This is a genomic window from Dyadobacter jejuensis (assembly GCF_003149085.1).
GTDB classification, from domain to species: Bacteria; Bacteroidota; Bacteroidia; order Cytophagales; family Spirosomataceae; genus Dyadobacter; species Dyadobacter jejuensis.
The window spans coordinates 1,013,945-1,034,732 of the sequence record NZ_QGDT01000001.1 but is presented as its reverse complement, the minus strand read 5'-3'; the positions used below and the strand labels follow the sequence as shown (position 1 = coordinate 1,034,732).

The window sequence follows — 20,788 nt, the reverse complement described above, 5'->3', positions numbered from 1 at the left end:
TAATCCCTACCTCTATCAAAAGTCAAAGCGATCCCTGAGCGGAGCCGAAGGGTCGAATACCAATTTCCAGATTAGATGGATTGAAACGTTCCCCCCGCTTTTTTAGCGGGGTCGTTGCTCTAATTCAATACTAACATATTCTTAATATGCAATTAATCCCTACCTCTATCAAAAGTCAAAGCGATCCCTAAGCGGAGCCCAAGGGGGCCCCTGAGTGGAGTTCGAGGGGGCTCTGTAAGCGGATCCCAAGGGGGGCCCTGAGCGGAGTCGAAGGGAGTCCAATACCAATTTCCTCACGTCCCATCTGGCCCAGTATCGCCATAATCCCCCAGAAAAACTCAGAAGCACCAATGGATCGATTGGTGCGTAATTCGTAAAGAACCGAACTGATTGCCGGCCACCGCGTGCCGGGCATCGCGTGCCGGGCATCGCATGCCGGCCACCGCGTGGCGGCCACCGCGTGGCGGCCACCGCGTGGCGGGCACCGGGTGCGAATATTTAAGAAAAAAATTGCCCTACCATGGGAGTCTACTCTCCAAAACCATTTATAAAGGGGTCAGTATTGTCCAGAATATGCACCTGCTAATAAGAAATAACCGAAACGGATTCCATCATTTACGATGTAGTTTATAACTTTGATTCTCAAATACTTAAGTAATCTGCAAAACCCAACCTAAAAAATGATTTATTATTGGTTACACATGATTTATATCTACATTGGATCAAGAATATTTTGGAAGAAAGTCCACCCCACTGCTGAATTAACCAGAACCAGAAGCGTGGGAATTTTGGATTGCGACGCGCTTCGGTTCATGGCAAACTCCAAATACTTTTATTACATGGACTTAATAAGATACGAAGTGGTATTTAGGTCAAAGTTATATGACAATACCATAAAAAAGGAATGTTTGGTGTGCTGGCATCTCAAAAAATAATATATAAAAAACCATTAAAAATTTTCCAAAAATTCGACATTACGCTTAAACTAGAAGGTTCCGACGAAAAATGGGTTTACCACCGACAAACTTTTGAGCAGAATGGACAAGTATGTGCCATCGGATTCACCAAAGCTGGATTTTGGAAAAATAAGAAAACGCAAGATATGAGAGAAATAATCAAGAATAGTGATTCCGAATATCAACTCAGAACTCCTTCAGCTGAAGTGATCAGCCTATTTGAGAGTGATTATGAAACGATAAAAACCTCCAATAAAGATATCTAAGGGGGGTAATATTATGTCCCGCTACGCATTAGCCTGGTACCTTCGTCCACTATACGTACGGCTGCTGGGAATAATTCTCGTTTTATATTTGTATATATTTTATGCGCCAAGCGCATACCAGAAATAATTGATTTTGGAAATGGGACAAGGCGGTTGCTTACCAGGAAACTAAAAAATGAATGAATAAAACCACTTTTGAGATTACACAAATGGATTGTCCTTCGGAGGAAAATCTAATCCGAATGAAGCTGGACGGAATTTCAAGTATTGCAAATTTGGACTTTGACATCCCAAACCGAAAACTAACTGTTTTTCATAGTGGACCGACTGACCAAATCGAGAAATCTGTTCTCGAACTGAATTTGGGCGGAAAAAAAATCTCAACGGAACAAACTGACCAAACAGATTTTAAAGAAAATTCAACTCAGAAAAAACTACTTTGGTCTGTACTTGCAATCAACTTTGCCTTTTTCATAATCGAAATGACTACTGGAATCATGTCAAAATCGATGGGATTGGTTGCCGACAGTCTGGATATGCTTGCCGACAGTTTTGTTTACGGAATAAGCTTGCTTGCGGTGGGCGGAACACAGGTTAAGAAAAAACAGATTGCGAAACTTGCTGGATATTTTCAGATTACACTGGCTATTATTGGATTTATCGAAGTTTTAAGAAGGTTTTTTGATAACGAAAAACTTCCCGACTTTTCGACAATGATTACCATTTCGATTTTTGCCCTTATAGCAAATGGAATTTGTCTTTATATTTTACAAAAGTCAAAAAGCAAGGAAGATGCTCATATGAAAGCGAGTATGATTTTTACCTCAAATGACGTGATTATCAATTTGGGTGTACTCCTAGCGGGACTCTTGGTAAATTGGTTGAGCTCAAATAAACCTGATTTAATTATCGGAACAATCGTTTTTGTATTGGTAATTCAAGGAGCATTTAGAATTTTAAAACTGAGTAAATAGATAAAAACCGTACTTGGATGTGTATTATGAACTCTGTCTGGGGTCAATTGATCATTCAAGTTTCTTTTTTCAATTTTCAAGTAGTATTTAAAAATTACGATTGGATTGGTCAAGGGGGGCCGAGGCACAAGGACATTTATATACACTTGAGGAAATCAATCGTTGCTAGCTTTGCATTGGCATATTGGAAATGAATTTTTATAGCTCTAGTTTCATTCTGTCACCAAACTTAATCTGCCGTTGCTGAGCGATTAAACCCCAGTTTTGCAAAGGGCTAGTCTGGGCGACCCCGTCTAGGCGACCCCGTCTGGGCGACCCCGTCTAGGCGACCCCGTCTAGGCGACCCCGTCTGGGCGACCCCGTCCATTTTTTGTTAATATTCTCGGCTGCTAAATAGATCATTTTAAGCAGCACCCTACCATTAGGAAAGCAGGGCGGCGGTGGCCCTCGTTTCAGAAATATACGGGACCGCCCGGCGATGCATAGCATCAAGCCAAACAAGGGTATAAAGCTCTTCCAAAGGCCTGTTATGCCACAGCAGCGGCTGTCCGATCCTTAACCAGCGGAATAATACGTTCGGCAAACTCAGAAAGAGTAGTGCGAGATACGTTGAAGTCGAACATTTCCATGATATGGTCAGAATTGCCCCTAATGCTCATTCCTCGACTGTAAAGAGCGATAATGTGTGGTGCTAAACTATCGGCTAAGGTATTTTCCCCCTTCCTATCTATTTGGGGCTCAAAGGTACATTTTCTATCCTGAGGTGTAGTTAATTCAATTTCTCCAGATATCGTTTTCAGACGATTTAGAGCCTTTCCCATTGTGCATATTACCCATCTGACGCTCCTCTTCGCTCAAGTGTGCACTCCTCTCGGCACCTAAGGGATTATCTAAAAACTGTTTTGAGAAGGGAGCAAAAGCCTGGGGGCGCCCAGCCCATTTTTGCCAGTCCATGACTCTCCCTTCATTAACTGCTCTAGCGCTTTGTCGCGCATTTCTTCCTATTCTTTCTTTCCGATACTCTGACTTAAAGTTAAAAAAACTTTTAAACTGAGTTTATTTACAGTCTCTAGCTTTATCGTGCCTATGGTTATAATTCACAGGGTGGTTTTAGTATTAGGCTATGGTCATCACAAAGATTATCATTCAACTGAAAGCCTCTTTTTGGAACCTAAATTTAAAAAGCCTCAATAATACAGTTATATTTAGTGGCTTCGTAGTATTTTAATATCCTCAAAACGATATCCGACACCACTGACAGATAAGACAAAATGCCCCCTCCGTCTTAGGTTTAGGGAAAATAGGGTGTTAATTAACTTCGAAACTTCAGTACTATTAATCATTACCGCCAAGTTAATAACTTGACTATATAGACAATTAAAAAGTAAGTTTCGGGCTTAAATACAACGCAAGGTCCATTACCAGGCTTGCCAACTATTGGCAACCTTACACAACTCCTTTTTGATTAAAAGAATCAAAACCCTTTAAATATGTATCCAAAAATCTTTTCAATAAAAATAAAACCTACAAGAATGACCCAATATTTCCTTCTGTCGGCAATGCTTACTTTCATGGTAGGATGTGGCAATAATACATCAAAAAAATCATCTAATAGTAGCGCAAAAATCACTCAAACTTCCAGTTACACGGGAACTGCAAGTATTACACAAGGAATAGCCAGCACCATAAACGAAGACATCTATTCTTGTGAACGAGGACGAAAAACGGATGTTGGAGCGATCACCTCTACCGATGGTAAAAAATGGACGGTACCTGCTCAAACCAATTTCACAAATGTCAGCTTCCCTTTTTCATCAGACTTATTTAATTCTTGCGAAGGAAAAAAATATGCAACACCACAAGAGGCTCTATCCAATTTTGATGATTCCAGAATTATAGAGATTGACAAGGAAGGCGAGATATTCACTGCCTATATATTTGCCGACAATTATTTCGAAATGTACGTTAATGGTGTAGCAGTGGGTAAGGACAAAGTTCCGTTTACCGAATTCAATTCTAGCATCATAAAGTTTAGAGTAAGCAAACCGTTTACAATAGCAATGAAGTTAGTGGACTGGGAAGAACACCTAGGTATAGGTTGCGAAGCAAATAGAGGCAAATCTTTTCATGCGGGCGATGGTGGAATGGTGGCTGTTATCAAGGATAAAAATAACCATATTATTGCCACAACTAATGAAAACTGGAAAGCGCAGACCTTTTATACGGCACCCATTAAAGACCTAAATTGTGTTTCGGAGGTAGGCAATTACAGGTATTCCGAAAATTGCGACACAAATGGTAGTCAAGATGGAACCTCCTTCTATGCGTTACATTGGGAGCTACCCAAAGAGTGGATGAAAGCGAATTTCAATGATTCAAATTGGCCAAATGCAACCACCTATACCAACCAGGATATTGGAGTAGATAATAAATCAGCATACACCAATTTTACCTCGATTTTTGATGATACCAGTGAAGATGCAAAATTCATATGGTCGACCAATGTGATATTGGACAACGAAGTTTTAGTACGTTACACCATCAAATAAACCAATGAAAAAGGTATTGTTTTTAATAATCATTCTTTTTGCATCCTTTCAAGTCACTGCTCATGAAGGTGGGCACGGTTCACCAACTAAAGTTTGGCATTTTTCAAACGGCGAAATGACCTTAAAGGCAGAATTTATTGAAAAACTCGACGACAGAGTTTATTTGATGAATGATAAACATAAAGTGATAGCCTTCAATTTTTCGGAATTCACGAATAAGGAGCAAGCATATATTTTGAGTAGGACCAATTGGATTAATGACAAAAACACCACTACATCGGAGCATGGAGTATTTTCGATTAACTATTCGAAAGTTTTAATTTACCTTGGTGTCGCCATATTGCTATTAGCATTCTTCATGTTAAAGCAAAAAAACAAGTCTAAACTATGGGCTGCTAGCCTAACCGGGCTAGCATTTGTCGTTATAGGCTGTAAATCCAATGCTTCAGGTGTAGAAATAATAATGGCAAAAAATAATATCTCCTATCTAGAATCTATTTTTGGAGTATTTGATAAAGTGTCTACTCGCTCAGATGACAAATACTTCTATATAGAATCGGATGGAATACCTGATCATGAAATGATGACAGGCATCAACAATTGGCAACAACAGGTCCCTATCAATCACGATTATTCTGGCAGTAATGCTTGGGCAATTCCCTTACAACCTGAATTGGCTAAGAATCCGCTCTCCACCAAAGAAAACTTTATGAAAGGAGCCATAGCCATTGCAGCGAATGGAATACCCATTTTTAATCCATTGAACAATCGTGGCGAAGATGCAAATGCTATTGGAGAATTAGATAAATGGGGCGGACATTGTGGACGAGCGGATGACTATCATTATCATTTACCACCTTCCCATTTGCAGTCTAGAGTAGGCAAGGGCAAACCAATAGCGTATGCATTGGATGGTTTTCCAGTTTACGGAGAAACTAACGAGCCCTTAGACGAAAGTCTTGGACGTTTTACAACCGATAGCACCTATCAATATCACGCCATTAGAGAATACCCGTATTTGATTGCATCTATGAAAGGTAAAGTCGAAATAAATCCGAGAACCCAAGCTCCAGAAAATGAAATAATGCCTCAAGCGAAAACAAAGGGAGTTCGGCCCGATTTACGACCTCTACGTGGTGCAGAAATCATTGATTTTAAGAATCCAGCACCTAACCAATACATTTTAAAATATGAGGTTGAATCGGCAATTTATACTATAAACTATGGTTGGAATAGCGATGGAAATTATAAATACGAATTTATTAACCCAGACGGAACCTCGACCAGTGCGACATACAGCAGGAATTAAGCCCTACCTCTACCCTATCCCAGAGGCTGATAGGCTCTTTAACCCCGTCTTAGGCCAAAACCCTGGCTAGGGGATATTCTGGAGCATATTGCCCCTTTTTATCTGACTTTACGGAATTTGTTTAGGTCCTTCTTCAACGGAAAATCCTTTTTGTCCTGAACAGAGCCAGTACTCTAACTAGAGACTCGGCTATATTATCTCCAAGTTCCTGTTATTCACGCGCACAGAATCCTTCCGGGTCGAAGTTCTCCATTGCTGTGTGGAATTTTTCGGAAAAGCCCCTACGTGGGCGCAAAGTGGCTGCCTTGTTGCGCTTTTCCCCGGCTTCCCCCAGTCGTTGGTTGCCTTTGGTCTAAAAAGGCGATACCGGGCCAGCGAAAACAGTTCGGATTGTGCTGCAAAATTTAAAAGCTACTAAAACGAATAGTTACAAGCGAACAAATTGTAAGGTGATGACCCGTTCCCAGTCCATCGGATCATATTAAGTGGGCCATGTCCATAGGTTCTGAATAAGCGACCAGGTGTTTTTTTGATCTTCTTAAGTGGCACCAATCGAACCGTAATCTTCTGCGAATGTTTAGGCTAACGGTCATTCAAATAGTTTTGTCATCTACCCCGAACCGTAAAATTCAGCCAAGCTTTACTACCTATTCAATATAGGCTTATGGCCTTCAATAACCTTTAAGGCCAGGTGTGCTATTTCTTATAAAAATGCAATTATACCGCCACAGTAAATAGCCCCTACAACTCATGTTGCTAAATCGTTAAATCAGCGATATATCATGTTCATAATATCATAATATTTTTCCATAACTAATACGGGGGTTACCAAAATACATTTGTAAGAAAATTTATTAACCTAATATTTATGTTAACAAGGACTACAAAATGGCCAGTAGGCATGGGGAAAACATTTCTGGGAAGAAGTGTTTTCCTGATCGTCGCAGCTATACTGTCGATAGCAGGCAGTACTCAAGCTTCTACCTTAAAATGGTTGCCCAAAGCTCATCTGCTGGCGGCCCCTTTCCAAACCCAAACATCGATCACGGTAAAAGGGAAGGTTACTGATTCGCAAAATGCGATGGGCTTACCCGGAGTAAGTATCATCGTAAAAGGAAGCACCCAGGGTACTACCACCAACGGAAATGGAGAATATGAAATAGAGGTTGAAGGAGAACAGGTGATTCTTATATTTAGTTATGTAGGTTTCGAACCACAAGAAATAAGGGTTGACAATCGCAAATCGTTAGATGTAGTCCTGAAGGAAGATGCTAAAGCCTTGGACGAACTGATTGTAGTAGGTTATGGCTCTCAAAAGAAGGCCAACCTAACGGGAGCGGTAGATCAGGTCTCTAGCAAGGTTTTAGCCAACCGCTCCCTCCCCAACCTTACCCAGGGACTACAAGGGGTCATCCCCAACCTCAACCTGATCATGGGCGATGGTAAACCCATACAATCTCCTACTTACAATATCCGTGGAGCCACCTCTATTGGCCAGGGAGGCAATGCCCTCGTACTGATCGACGGCGTAGAAGGAGATCCCAGCAGGATCAATCCCAATGACGTTGAGAGCGTGTCGGTCCTTAAAGATGCGGCATCGGCGGCCATTTATGGTGCCAGAGGGGCCTTCGGGGTGGTATTAATTACAACCAAAAATCCGGTAAAAGACAAAACAACGGTCAGTTATTCGCTAAATCACTCGATTAAGAACCCTATTGCTACACCTCAATTTGTTACGGATGGCTATACCTTTGCCAAGATGTTCAATGAAGGCTGGAGCGCTTGGAACAACTATTCCCAGTCCCCTCAAAATGTCAATAAAACCGTTAAGTTCTCCCAGGCTTATCTGGATGAATATGCTAAGCGCCAGAGCGATCCCAATGCCCCTACAGTAGATGTAGATCCTGTGACCGGCGAATACGTATATTATGGCAATATGGACTGGTACCAGGAACTATACAAGAAAAACACCAGCTCGACCGAACATAATTTGTCAGTATCAGGGGGCAACGAAAAGGCCGATTTTTTGATTACTGGACGCTATTTCGGACAAGATGGACTGTTTAAATACAATACTGACAAATACAACCTAATGAGTCTAAGAGCCAAGGGGTCTGTGCAACTCTACAAATGGCTGACTGTCTCTAATAACGCGGACTTTTCTTCGATGAAATACCACAACCCGTTAAACGTCGGCGAAGGAGGTTCTATATGGAGGAATATTGCCGATGAAGGGCATACCATGGCACCCATGTTTAACCCCGACGGTACCCTTACCTACTCGGCTGCTTATACGGTGGGTGATTTCTGGTATGGCAAGAATGGCATAGACATGGACAAACGTGTATTTAGAAATACGACTAGCTTCGATTCTAAGTTCTTCAACGATGTACTGCGCTTCAAGGGAAACTTCACCTTTCAGGGTACCGACAATAATGAGTATACACGCAAGGTTCCTGTGCCCTATAGCCGCAAGCCAGGGGTAATAGAGTATGTGGGTACCAATACCAATTCCCTCGAAAACCAGTACCGAACTACCCAATATACGGCCACCAACCTATATGCAGAATTCGAACCCACAGTAGGAAGTCAACATTATTTTAAAGTTTTGGCTGGATTCAATAGAGAACAATCCAGCTACCGAGGGGTAGATGTTACCCGGAACGGGCTGATTTATGAAGATGCCACCGACTTGAACCTGGCCCTCGGACAATCCATCACTACCGGTGGCGGATGGGAGAAATGGGTGATTTCCGGTGGTTTTTACCGGATTAACTATTCCTTTAAAGACCGGTACTTATTGGAGCTCAACGGCCGATATGACGGATCGTCGAAATTCCCTTCCAACCAGCGTTTTGCCTTCTTTCCTTCTGTCTCGGCAGGGTGGAGAATATCCAACGAACCTTTTTGGAAGGTATCTCCTAACCTTATTTCCGAGTTCAAACTGCGTGGATCTTATGGTTCCTTGGGCAATGGTAACATCAATTCCTATGCCTTTCAGGAGCAATTTGGCATAGGCCAGTCGGGCAGAATCCTCAACGGCGTTCGCCCACAAAAGACGGGACAGTCGGCAGTATTGCCAAACGGCCTGACCTGGGAGACCTCCAGCACCGCCGATATCGGTATAGACCTATCGATGCTCTCAAACCGATTAACTTTCAATGCCGATTTCTACCAAAGAAAGACGACCGGAATGTTTACTGTGGGGATGACCCTGCCCGCAGTATTTGGCACCAGTGTACCCAAAGGCAACTATGCCGACCTTACCACCACAGGCTGGGAAGGAGTGTTGACTTGGAACGACCAGTTTAGCTTAGGCGCCAAACCAATGCATTATTCCATACGCCTTACCCTTTCGGACTACACCGCCAAGATCGACAAATTCAACAATCAAAGCCGAAAATTGACCGATTACTATGCCGGACAGCGATTAGGAGAAATCTGGGGATATGTAAATAATGGGTATTTCACCTCCAACGACGATATCACCAATTCGCCAAAACAAGTTTTAATAAAGGCCTCGAGTACGGGGGTATTACTGCCTGGGGACATCAAATTCAGCGATTTGAATGGAGACGGAGTGATCGACTATGGGGACAACACCGTCGACAACCCTGGCGACAAAAAGATCATCGGAAACGCCCTTCCTCGTTATACCTTCGGTACGACCCTCGCTGCCGACTGGCACGACTTCTTCATCTCCGCCTTCTTTCAAGGTGTGGGCCATCAGGACCGGTACCCTGGAGGAGAAGCTGCTAGTTTCTGGGGGCAATACAACCGTCCGTACAACAAAATCCCAGCATGGCAGCTAGGGAATATATGGTCAGAAGACAATCCAGATGCATATCTGCCTCGCTACCGGGGGTATGTGGCACAGAATGGGTCTGGTGAACTACGCCAAGAACAAACCAAGTACTTGCAAAACATCGCTTATGTAAGGCTCAAGAATATTCAAGTAGGTTATAATCTCCCTATGGCCGTTACCAGCAAATTAAAAATGCATGCAGCTCGTATTTATGTTTCTGGAGATAACCTATTCACCTGGTCGCCTTTATACAAAATCACGAAGGATATAGATGTCGAAAACACAGGTGGTTCCGATAGAGTACTCACCTCAGGAACCAGCGGAAATGGAAATAACTATCCCATGTTAAAAGGCTTTACCATGGGACTTTCTGTTACCTTCTAAGCACGAATCTTCACCATTCTTTATAAAGATTAAATAAGATGCAAATTAAAAATATAGTATTGGTATTACTGACTGCCTTGGTGGCATTTTCCTGCCAGGACTTGGATCAAGTGCCCCAGTCAACAGCCGACAAGAACGCCGTTTTTGGTAGTGAAAAAGGCCTTGAATTATACGCTAACTCCTTTTACGATTTGTTGCCCAGTGGCAATTCCATCATCCGGTCCGACGAAATGACCGATTTTGGGGCCCGTTCCCAAGTTCCTGACTTCTTAAGAGATGGTGCCTTTGGGGCTCGCCAGAGCTCGGGTTGGGACTGGAGCCCACTCAGAAATATTAACTATTTCTTGGAGAACAACAACATGGAATCTGTACCGGCCGAAACACGTAAAAACTACAATGCCCTGGCGCGTTTCTTTAGGGCCGTATTTTACTTCGAAAAAGTAAAAAGATTTGGCGATGTCCCCTGGATCAACAAAGCCATGGACGTAGAAGACCCCGACCTATACCACGGCCGTGACCCCCGAACCATAGTGATGGACTCCGTGCTGGCAGATATCAATTTTGCCTGTGAAAATCTAAGCCGTACTAACGACAACAGCCGTAGCCTTATCACAAAGTCGGTAGCCTATGGTATAAAGTCTAGGATTTGCCTTTTTGAAGGGACCTTTAGGAAATACCATACTAGCTATAACCTACAGGCTAGTGCAGACCAATGGCTACAGGAATCGATCGAGGCATCTTCCAAAGTCATTTCAGATGGGGGATTTTCCCTTAATGAGGCCGGAGGTAGTGACAACTCCTACCGTCAATTATTTACGAGCACCACTCCAGTAAGTAGCGAAGTGATGTTATCCTATATTTGTGACCCTGCCCTGGCAGTGTACAATGATGCCAACTGGTGGTGGACCAGCTCCACTTATGGGGCCCGGTTAAGTTTTACCAGGACGTATATCAACACCTATCTCAACATCGATGGGACGCCTTTTACTGAAACCCCTGGTCATGAAAAAATGACTTTCTCTCAAGAGGTAAAAAACAGGGACAAACGTCTCCAACAAACCATCAGAATGGGCGATTACCAACGTATTAATGGCGGAAATCCTGAGCCTGCCCCTCCCGTGTTCTCCTATACCTATACCGGATATCAGCCTATCAAATGGTGCCTCGATGATGTGTATTATGATGGTGGTACCCGAAATATCAACTCTATTGTCCTCATGCGATATGCCGAAATTCTGCTCAACTATGCCGAAGCAAAAGCCGAATTAGGTACTATCACCAACGACGACTGGACAAAAACTGTGGGGGCACTAAGAAAACGTGCTGGCATAACGGGGGGACTCAATACCCTTCCTGCCAAAATCGACACCTATCTACAGACTAATTACTTCCCAGAAATATCGAACCCTAGCCTCCTAGAAATCCGGAGAGAAAGGGCCATAGAACTATGCTTAGAAGGGTTCCGTTTCTATGACATTGTTCGCTGGCATAAAGGGGAGCTAATGGAAAAACCTTGGAACGGCTTTTATGTCCCCGCCTTAAACCAGCCCTTCGACTTGAATGAAGATGGGATCATGGACGTTGCTTTCGTTAAAACGCCACCCACCAATCCGCTACCCGGTGTTACGTACGTCAATGTTGCAGAAACTACGAGTTCTGGTCCCAACCCTCAAAGATTGTCCGAAGATACTTCCGGTGAAATATCGTGGCTGAATACCGTCCCCAGAAAATGGGAAGAAAAACACTACCTCTACCCTATCCCAGAGGCTGATAGGCTCTTTAACCCCGTCCTAGGCCAAAACCCTGGCTGGTAAGGCTTCTTACAGATCCTTAGAAAGCACCGGAAATATTCTTAAATTTCCGGTGCTTTAACCTTCAACGTTTAACCTTCACCTTCGACATTTAACCTTTAACCTTTAACCTTTAACCTCTAAAAATGAAACATCTGTTTTTAAGTCTACTGTTAGGCTGTTCACTTCTGACGACGGGATATGCCCAGAAAAACAGCCCGATCACCGTGGCTTCCTTCAATATTCGCTATAACAACCCTGACGATGGAGTCAATGCCTGGCCCAACCGCAAGGAAGAGGTAAAGGCGCTTATCCAGTTCCATGAATTCGATATTTTCGGTGTTCAGGAAGCCCTGCGTGGTCAACTCGAGGACATCGCCGAAATAAAGGATCTGGCTTTTCTAGGCAAGGGCCGCGACGATGGTAAGGAAGCCGGTGAGCATTCCGCTATTTTTTACAATAAGGACCGATTTAAGCCTTTAAAAAATGGAGATTTCTGGCTGAGTGAAACCCCCGATAAACCCGGCAAAGGATGGGACGCCACCTGTTGTAACAGAATTGCCAGCTGGGCCCAGTTTAAGGATTTGAAGACCGGAAAGAGCTTCTATTTCTTCAATGTACACTTCGACCACCGGGGAGTAGAGGCTCGGAAACAGTCGGGCCAACTGATGGTCAAGAAGATCATGGAGATTGCCGGCACGGCCTCCGTTTTCCTCACCGGCGACTTTAACTCCACCCCCGACACCGAGCAGATCAAAACCATTAGCGCCCTGTTGAACGATGCCCACGACGTATCCAAGCTCCCCGCTTACGGGCCCGAAGGGACCTTCAACAGCTTCAAGTTCGACGCACCGATGGAAAACCGTATCGATTATATATTTGTCAGCAAAAATGTGGAAGTATCCAAATACGGGGTCCTTACCGATTCTTACGACCAAAAATACCCTTCCGACCACCAACCAGTGGTGATCAAAGCCCTCATCAAATAAAGGGAAACCTATTTGGCAGTAGGCCAATAACCATCAGTTAACGGGGTGTTAAGTATAAGCTTAGCATCCCGTTGGCTTTTAGTACCGTTGGGCGTCTCCACTTTTACAAGATTAATAGATATATCCTCGGGAGAAAATGGATTTCTGTTTAATTTGCACCCAACATTAACAGATCGACACCATGTCATTTCAATTCAAAATTCAACTAAAGAATGTATCTAAACCTACCGTTTGGCGCAAAGTGACTGTACCGGAGGAATATACCTTCGAACAATTTCACGAAGTGATCCAAGTGGCCTTCGGCTGGGATATGTATCATCTATTTCAGTTTAACCCCGTAGGCCGTGGTCGAACGGAGCTTGTCATCGGCATGGTAGACGAAGATTTCGACGATTTTGGTGAAGAAAAGCTAGATGCTTCGGAGACCGTCCTTTCGGATGTTTTTGAAGACGAAGGCCAGAAATACCTTTACCTCTACGACTTTGGCGACGACTGGGAACACCAGATCACCCTAGAGGCCATTATCGACGATGGTGCCGAAACCCCTACCCTCCTGGATGGCCAAGGAGCCTGCCCTCCCGAAGATTGTGGCGGAGCCCCAGGCTATGCCCACCTTAAGGAGGTGCTGGCCGATCCGCAGCACCCTGAGCATGCGAGCATGAAAGAATGGCTGGGAATGCCCCTAGATTTCGTTTTCGATCCTAAAGAAATAGAATTGGACGACCTGAAAGTAATGGTTTCTGAGGTAGAATAAGCGAAATTGGAGAACGTACTAGGTCGTTCTCCAATTTCAAAGATTACCCAGCAGAGAGGCCAATCTTTTACTTGGCCTTATTCTCCAGCACCACTACAGAGGGGCCTGTCTTAAGCCATTTTTCACCCAGACCCGTAGTATCACCTTGCGCTTGAAAATAGACGAAGGATCCTAGGGCGAGGTCCACATCCCCATCGCCGTCTATATCGCCAGCATCCATCACGATCCAGCGCCCCCGGGTGGCCTCTGGAAGCGACGAGCCACTGAACCGCATCCGTCCTTTATTTTCAAGGTACACAAAGCTCTCCTCGGGCTGACGAACATAATCGGGAAAAAAGGCTATGGCGGCAATATCAAGATCCCCATCCAAGTCAAAATCCCTGGCAACGGCCTTGTAGGCTCCATTGAGGGGATAGAAAAATGTTTGTTCAAAACGATCCTCCCCCTTATTGAGGAAAATATATACCCCGTGATAGGGTTTTAGTATAGGCGTTTTATCAGCATTATCTCCACATACATACAGGATGTCGTTGAGACCATCGTCGTTAAAATCGGCCAGCTCAATATACTGGGAGCCATTAAGAGGTAAAAAAGTCAGCAATCGCTTCTCTTCGAAACGCCCTTTCCCAAGGTTTTTAAAGAGAAATATCCCCTCATCGCCCTGGGCCATCAGGACCAACACATCGGGAAGGCCGTCGTGGTTCATATCCTCAACCACCGTACTGACAGCCCCCGGCAAGTCCCTTAAAATATGCTTGGTATAGCTTCCAGGAACCTTTTGTTCATACCACACCAAAGCACCCGTCTGATTGCCATATTCGCAGGCCAAAATATCCTCCTGCCCATCCTGGTTCAGATCGGCTATCGTCAGCTGAACGGGCCGCTGGAGCCGGTCGATCAGTAACCTGCCCGACCGTACCATTCGTCCCATAGGATCCTGAGCAAACTGGTAGAAGCCTCCATTGGAGGCATCTGTAGGAAACACTCCCCTACCCGTGGTGGTAAGATATACCTGCCCCTGCCGCTCCTCATACCCCACCGTCGAGGCAGGCAGGGGAAGGCTATATTCCTCTTGCAAAGAGGGCGACAGAAAGGTTATTATATTCCTTTTGGAATCACTAAAAACGAGGCCTTTGCCAGGGCGTATTTTTACCAGGGTCGTTAGAGCAGGACGGTGGGCTAAGCTAGCTTCTTTATATCGAAATTGCGCGATTCCCATCGTGATAGGCGATTCTCTTTGCGGAGCAATGATCGTATCAGGGGCATTATCAATATAGTAGGCCACCAATTTGAGCCAATCCTGCCGGGCCAACATGGGCTGCTCGGGGAATACATGGGCCTCACGTACCACCTGTCCACTGACCCCCTGATCGAAAAGGGCGTCGGGCTGATGCGCCCCCTCATAGATCCCCAGCCGATGCCCCATGGCGGGCAGCACATCCTCTTTCCAGCTCGCTTTGGGCAGCAGATCGGGAGCCACCAACGCATGGCAACGGCTACAATGCACGGCTGCCAAGGCCTTCCCGTCCAGATCCGTCGCTAGGGGTTCGACAGGAGGAGCCTGCTCCTGCCGCTGGGGCTTGGAACAGGCCAGGAATAGTAAAAGAGGAAATAAAAATAAGAATCTCATAGCCATTAGCCGGCGATGCTGCGACGGCGAAACAAATGTCTTTCATTGAATACCACGATAGATAGCAAAATTAGGGCATATCCCAAAAGCTGCAAGCTATTGATCGATTCATGGAAGTAAAATAAGGCAATCAAAAAATTCATCAAAGGGTTGACATACAGCATAATCCCCATAGTCGAGGAATTGACACCCTGCAAGGCGTATAAATTAAGAAAAAGCGGGATAATGGTAAACAACACGGCTATCAGCAGGATCATCTCATAAAAAAATGGTTCGCTGGGAATGGTGCCCGAATATTTCGAGAAAAAGGGCAGCAGAATCAGGGCTGAAAAGACGATTTGAATCGTCAAGACTAGAAATTTATCGATGCCCACATTTTTGCGTTGACTCACCAAATAAAAGGCATAGGATAGGGCCACGATAAGGCTATAAGCGATATCGGCCCAATTGTTAAAAGACAAAATAAGACAACTCGCGACGCTGATCCCCACGGCCGTCCATTGCCAGAAAGAAAGCCTTTCGGAAAGTACAAAATAGGCCGTAACGGTGGTAAGAATGGGACATACCAGATAGGCAAACGAAGCCACCTTTACACTGATATGGTTCATCACATAGATAAAAAAGTACCAGTTAGCCGTCAACAACAGCCCACCTGCCAAGGTAAGGACCACCGTGCGGCGGCGTTGCGCCAGGGGCATCTGCCTAAAGGTGCGTAGGCTTTCGCGGAGCACTTGGCGGCGTACTACCAGGCTGATAAACGCCATAATCACTGCGCAAAAAAACACCCTATAAAATAGGATATCCAGGGAAGCATAGGCATATAGAGGCTTTAAGGCCAGACTAAAAAAGCCCCAAATGACAAAAGCCAAAAATGCAGAAAAGTAAAACTTAGAAAAGGCCATACGTATATTTGGTTATGCCATACGAACAGCGCAGCGAAGTAGCAGGTTCACCATGTGCCATAAATATTGGTCAATATGATTTTATCAAAAAAAAAGGTTTTGTCGTACCTTGCAGGCCTTTACAGAAAATGAAACTTATGATACCTACTAATATTCGTCTTATCGCCACCGATATGGACGGAACTTTATTGAACTCTAATCATGAAGTCAATGAGTCGTTTTACCCCGTATTTCAACAACTAAAGGAGCGTGGTATCCAATTTGTAGCGGCAAGCGGGAGGCAATATTTCAATCTGGAAAAGACCCTATCCGACATCAAAGACGATGTGATATTCGTTTCCGAAAACGGCAGTTATGTAGTATTCCGCGACGAAGAGCTGCATGTACAAGCCTTGCCCAAGGAGGCCGTGTTCGAGTTTATTCGAATTGCGCGCCAAATTCCAGACAACTACCTGGTGATTTGTGGCAAGAAAAAAGCCTATGTAGAAAGCGATGCCAAAGAATTTCTTAGCCACCTTACTCTATATTTTGAGCGGTATGAGGTCGTCGACGACCTGCTAGAGATACAGGATGACGAATTTCTAAAATTCACCATCTGCAATCTAAAAGGTTCTGAGAAGCATGCCTACCCGCATTTCAAGCACCTGCATGCCGACTACCAGGTAAAGGTCTCTGGGCCTATCTGGCTCGACATTTCGCATAAATTGGCTAATAAGGGCGTTGCCATGGCCTTTTTACAAGAGCGCCTGGGTATCGACAAGGCCGAGACCATGGTATTTGGCGATTATTTTAATGATGTAGAGATGCTCCAGCAAGCCGGACACTCCTATGCCATGGAAAATGCGCACCCCGACGTCAAGAAACTAGCCCGCTATACTGCCGAAAGCAACGATAATAATGGCGTGGTAAAGGTCTTACAAAAACTATTGCTAGCCCCGCAGAGCGTATAGACGACCGGTTGGCGAAATCAATTATTAAAATACAATTCACCTAATTTATATGAAAAGAGTCGTAGTTACTGGCCTCGGGGCGATCACCCCACTAGGAAATTCCGTAGAGGAATTTTGGGCCAATATTCTGGCAGGGAAAAGTGGAGCAGGCCCCATTACCAAATTTGATGCCGAGAAATTTAAAACCCGTTTCGCCTGTGAGGTCAAGGGATTTAAAGGAGAGGACTTCATCGACAAAAAAGAACTTAAGAAGTACGACGGCTTCACGCAGTATGCCATTGTGGCTAGCGACCAAGCCATCGCCGATGCCGGCCTCGACTTCGCTCAAATGAGCGAACAGCAGCGCTATGGCGTAGGGGTCATATGGGGAAGTGGTAACGGAGGTATTATCACCTTCGAGCAGCAACTTAAAGAATACCACGGTGGTGACGGCACACCCCGCTACAATCCCTATTTCATTCCGAAGATGATCGTCGATATTGCGGCGGGGGTCATCTCCATCCGGCACAAGCTGCATGGTCCCAACTATTGTACAGTTTCGGCCTGCGCATCGTCCAACACCGCCATTATCAGTGCCTACGACACCATACGCCTAGGTAGAGCCCAGGTGATGATAGCCGGTGGGTCTGAGGCCGCTATAACGGGCTCGGCAGTGGGAGGCTTTAGCGCCGCACAGGCACTCTCCAAAAATAACGAAGATCCACAAGGAGCCTCCAAGCCCTTCGACAAAGACCGCGATGGCTTCGTAATGGGCGAAGGTGCTGGAGCCTTGGTATTAGAAGACCTCGACCATGCCCTAGCCCGTGGAGCCCGTATTTATGCAGAACTTAAAGGGGGCGGTATGGCTGCTGACGCTTACCACCTCACGGGCACCCCACCCGATGGCCTCGGCGCCTCTTTAGGGATTAGTACGGCCTTGGCCGACGGCGGACTCCACCCCGACCAGGTCGACTACGTTAACGCCCATGCCACTTCTACCGCCCTAGGCGATATTGGCGAGCTAGAGGGGATTAGACGGGTATTTGGTGATCAAAAAGTGACCGTTACCGCTACCAAGTCTATGACGGGACATTTGCTAGGGGCTGCAGGAGCAGTAGAAAGCATCATCAGCATCTTATCCATTCGGGATAACGTGGTCCCCCCAACGATCAACACCAAAAATCTGGATGAGAAAATCCCAGACACCATCGAGATCGTGCTAGGAACACCTCTGAAAAAGAAGGTCGACGTGGTGGTTAACAACACTTTCGGCTTTGGAGGGCATACCGCTACTTCCATTTTTAGTCGCTATATATCCGAATAGATAAACGATCGAGGGGTCTTATCCCCAAATACGTACGAAGGCCACAGTACTGCTCTTGAGCAGTGGCTGTGGCCTTCGTACTTACAATGGCTTTTGCTTAGAAGCTTACTGGAACCGCTACTAGCGTTTTGGCCCAGCCCATCAGCATCTCACCCTTTTTATCTCCAGTCGACTTAAACTGGATAGAGAAGTTCTCTGCGTAATCGTTGCTGGTAGAAGTTACAGGAACCGTTACACGTAGTACATCCTGAGCCTCTTTGTATTTGTAGGCTCCCCATACGTCCACATCTTTGTTTAAGATGATAACCCAATCTTTTTCATTAGGAATGGTAAAAAGAGAATAAGTACCCGCCTTCACCGATTTTCCGGCTATCTTGGCGTCTTGGTAAAAGGTGATTTCAGTGGCCTCATCGGCTCCTGTTCTCGACACCTTGCCATAAGGCACCAGCTTGCCGAAAATCTCCCGGTCCTTAGCGAAGGGACGGCTGTATGATACTTTAGCAAAGACCTTGTCATCCCCTTTGCGGTCATGGGCAAAGTTGTCGGGGAAGTAGGCAATATCGCGAGGGCTGTTATCGAGTCCGCGGAATTTTTGAGCTTGAGCGGTAAAGGCCATCAAGATGGCTAAAACGAGTAGAATGGCATTTTTTTTCATTAGTGCTAATTTTTTAGTTTTTATAAAAGTATCAAAAAATACATAAGTATTACCTTCACAGTCGGGCATTTTCCCGATTACTTACAAAATAGGCCCTATAAATTTCTGAATGGCGATCCATCCAATAATCGTATCTTTGCCCCTATAACCGATATTCAAAAGACAATTTATGCCCTTTAAAGCCCTAGGTCTCTCCGAACCCTTACTCAAAGCCATAGCCGACCAACAGTATCAGACCCCCTACCCCATTCAAGAAAAGGCCATACCGGCCATTCTACAAGGAAGGGATATTCTGGGCCACGCCAAAACAGGATCCGGAAAGACGGCCAGCTTCGTACTGCCCATACTAGAATGGTTTCAGGACAAGGGTCCAGCAGAGAACCGTTCCATCAGGGTGTTGGTGCTCGCACCTACCAGGGAGCTAGCCATACAGATTGGCGCAGTCTTTCAGGCTTTCGGTGAAAAACTACCCAGAAAAGTCAAGACCCTCGCCGTCTATGGAGGGGTGTCGATCAATCCCCAAATGATAGGCCTTCAAAATGTAGAGATATTGGTTGCCACCCCCGGCAGGCTGATAGACCTGCTCTCGCGCAGGGCCCTCACCATCGCCGATACCGACATATTGGTACTCGACGAAGCCGACAAAATGCTCAATATGGGCTTTGCCGACGAGATGAAAGATATCCTATTCCTTCTTCCTAAGAAAAAGCAAAGTATCCTCTTTTCGGCCACTTTGGGCGAAGCCTTAGAAGCCATCCACAAAAGCTTATTAAGAGATCCATTAAAAATAACAATAGCCGAGGAAAAGCAAGACCTGGAACAGATAGAGCAAAGGGCTTATAGGGTGAGTCCAGAAAGAAAAGGACCGTTATTGCGCTATCTGATCAAAACTCAGGAGATGGAGCAGGTGTTGGTATTTGCTTCCGCCAAGCGTTCTGCCGATAACCTCGTAGAGAAATTAAAGAAAAATGGAATCGATGCCGCCGCGCTCCACAGCGAAAAAAGCCAGGGAGCAAGGACCGAGGCCCTCAACAAATTTAAAAGTGGCCGCCTCCGTGTTCTGGTAGCCACCGACCTCGTATCGAGGGGGATCGACATCCAGTTTTTACCCTATGTAATCAACTTTGAGCTGCCCCGTTCCCCACAGGACTATGTCCACCGCATAGGTCGTACGGGCCGTGCCGAAGCCTCCGGAGAGGCCATCTCGCTAATCTGCCCCGACGACGAGCACCACTTTAAAGTCATCCAAAAAAAGATGAAGAAAAGAGTAGAAATGCTGGAAAGCGACGACCTGGAGCTACAGGGTTACTGATACGATTCACACCATAGGCAAAGCAATGTCATGCTGAGTTCGTCGAAGCATAGGCAAAACAGTGCAATGTTAAGCAATGTTAGGCCCTTCGACGGGTCCTGTCACGGCCTGCGTGATGCCGTTGACACGTTACTCATGTGCTGATTTTTAACATATCTATTTTGAGGGCCCGTGGTTCAACAGGCCCAGTACGGTCCGTCGCACGAAAACGATTAAAGTGTCATTTTCAAAGAGCTTGTTTGCTCCAAAAATAGTTACTC

16 protein-coding genes are annotated in these 20,788 nt (G+C 45.3%); 11 read left to right on the top strand and 5 right to left on the bottom strand.

Annotated features, from left to right (window positions below):
• Nucleotides 1-904: 904 nt before the first annotated feature.
• Entirely contained in the window at nt 905-1,222 is a 318-nt protein-coding gene (locus tag CLV98_RS04235; RefSeq protein WP_109672994.1) for a thioesterase family protein, read from the top strand.
• Nucleotides 1,223-1,401: 179 nt separating this feature from the next.
• Nucleotides 1,402-2,196: a cation efflux transmembrane domain-containing protein gene (locus CLV98_RS04230; protein WP_109672993.1), complete on the top strand. Its 795-nt coding sequence runs from the start codon at nt 1,402-1,404 to the stop codon at nt 2,194-2,196.
• Between the two features lie 527 nt (nt 2,197-2,723).
• Here the strand turns inward: CLV98_RS04230 and CLV98_RS04225 are convergent.
• Together CLV98_RS04225 and CLV98_RS23650 are read right to left on the bottom strand one after the other, a co-directional pair.
• Complete coding sequence (locus tag CLV98_RS04225; protein WP_109672992.1) at nt 2,724-3,017, bottom strand: transposase; 294 nt, start codon at nt 3,015-3,017, stop codon at nt 2,724-2,726.
• Complete coding sequence (locus CLV98_RS23650) at nt 2,971-3,150, bottom strand: hypothetical protein (RefSeq protein WP_170120653.1); 180 nt, start codon at nt 3,148-3,150, stop codon at nt 2,971-2,973. The genes CLV98_RS04225 and CLV98_RS23650 overlap by 47 nt, the downstream gene beginning before the upstream one ends.
• 536 nt (nt 3,151-3,686) lie before the next feature.
• On the opposite strand from CLV98_RS23650, the gene CLV98_RS04220 reads away from it, so the two are divergent.
• From CLV98_RS04220 to CLV98_RS04195, 6 genes are all read left to right on the top strand, one after another.
• Complete coding sequence (locus CLV98_RS04220; protein ID WP_229203199.1) at nt 3,687-4,745, top strand: hypothetical protein; 1,059 nt, start codon at nt 3,687-3,689, stop codon at nt 4,743-4,745.
• Between the two features lie 4 nt (nt 4,746-4,749).
• Entirely contained in the window at nt 4,750-6,054 is a 1,305-nt protein-coding gene (locus CLV98_RS04215; RefSeq protein ID WP_109672990.1) for a YHYH protein, read from the top strand.
• 901 nt (nt 6,055-6,955) lie between these two features.
• The gene (locus tag CLV98_RS04210) at nt 6,956-10,243 is read left to right on the top strand and encodes a SusC/RagA family TonB-linked outer membrane protein (protein WP_109672989.1); all 3,288 of its coding nucleotides are present in this window, start codon (nt 6,956-6,958) and stop codon (nt 10,241-10,243) included.
• Between the two features lie 38 nt (nt 10,244-10,281).
• A complete protein-coding gene (locus CLV98_RS04205; RefSeq protein ID WP_211319965.1) occupies nt 10,282-12,057 on the top strand; it encodes a RagB/SusD family nutrient uptake outer membrane protein in 1,776 nt (591 codons plus the stop codon).
• A gap of 122 nt (nt 12,058-12,179) precedes the next feature.
• Nucleotides 12,180-13,022: an endonuclease/exonuclease/phosphatase family protein gene (locus tag CLV98_RS04200; protein ID WP_109672988.1), complete on the top strand. Its 843-nt coding sequence runs from the start codon at nt 12,180-12,182 to the stop codon at nt 13,020-13,022.
• Between the two features lie 181 nt (nt 13,023-13,203).
• On the top strand, nt 13,204-13,776 hold the full coding sequence (locus CLV98_RS04195) for a plasmid pRiA4b ORF-3 family protein (protein ID WP_109672987.1): 573 nt from the start codon (nt 13,204-13,206) through the stop codon (nt 13,774-13,776).
• Between the two features lie 67 nt (nt 13,777-13,843).
• Here CLV98_RS04195 and CLV98_RS04190 read toward each other — a convergent pair whose 3' ends face one another.
• Both CLV98_RS04190 and CLV98_RS04185 read right to left on the bottom strand, forming a co-directional pair.
• The gene (locus tag CLV98_RS04190; protein ID WP_109673082.1) at nt 13,844-15,406 is read right to left on the bottom strand and encodes an FG-GAP repeat domain-containing protein; all 1,563 of its coding nucleotides are present in this window, start codon (nt 15,404-15,406) and stop codon (nt 13,844-13,846) included.
• 5 nt (nt 15,407-15,411) lie between these two features.
• Nucleotides 15,412-16,308 carry an EamA family transporter gene (locus CLV98_RS04185; RefSeq protein ID WP_109672986.1) on the bottom strand — a complete coding sequence of 299 codons (897 nt, stop codon included), beginning with the start codon at nt 16,306-16,308 and terminating at the stop codon, nt 15,412-15,414.
• A 137-nt stretch (nt 16,309-16,445) separates the two neighbouring features.
• Here CLV98_RS04185 and CLV98_RS04180 point away from each other — a divergent pair, with 137 nt between their 5' ends.
• Entirely contained in the window at nt 16,446-17,258 is an 813-nt protein-coding gene (locus CLV98_RS04180; protein WP_109673081.1) for an HAD family hydrolase, read from the top strand.
• Between the two features lie 49 nt (nt 17,259-17,307).
• Nucleotides 17,308-18,561: a beta-ketoacyl-ACP synthase II gene (gene fabF / locus CLV98_RS04175; protein WP_109672985.1), complete on the top strand. Its 1,254-nt coding sequence runs from the start codon at nt 17,308-17,310 to the stop codon at nt 18,559-18,561.
• Nucleotides 18,562-18,658: 97 nt separating this feature from the next.
• On the opposite strand, the gene CLV98_RS04170 is transcribed toward fabF, so the two are convergent.
• Nucleotides 18,659-19,216, bottom strand: coding sequence for a DUF2911 domain-containing protein (locus tag CLV98_RS04170; protein WP_109673080.1), 558 nt, complete (start codon nt 19,214-19,216; stop codon nt 18,659-18,661).
• A gap of 169 nt (nt 19,217-19,385) precedes the next feature.
• Between CLV98_RS04170 and CLV98_RS04165 the strand changes: the two genes are divergently transcribed.
• Complete coding sequence (locus tag CLV98_RS04165) at nt 19,386-20,528, top strand: DEAD/DEAH box helicase (RefSeq protein WP_109672984.1); 1,143 nt, start codon at nt 19,386-19,388, stop codon at nt 20,526-20,528.
• Nucleotides 20,529-20,788: the final 260 nt, after the last annotated feature.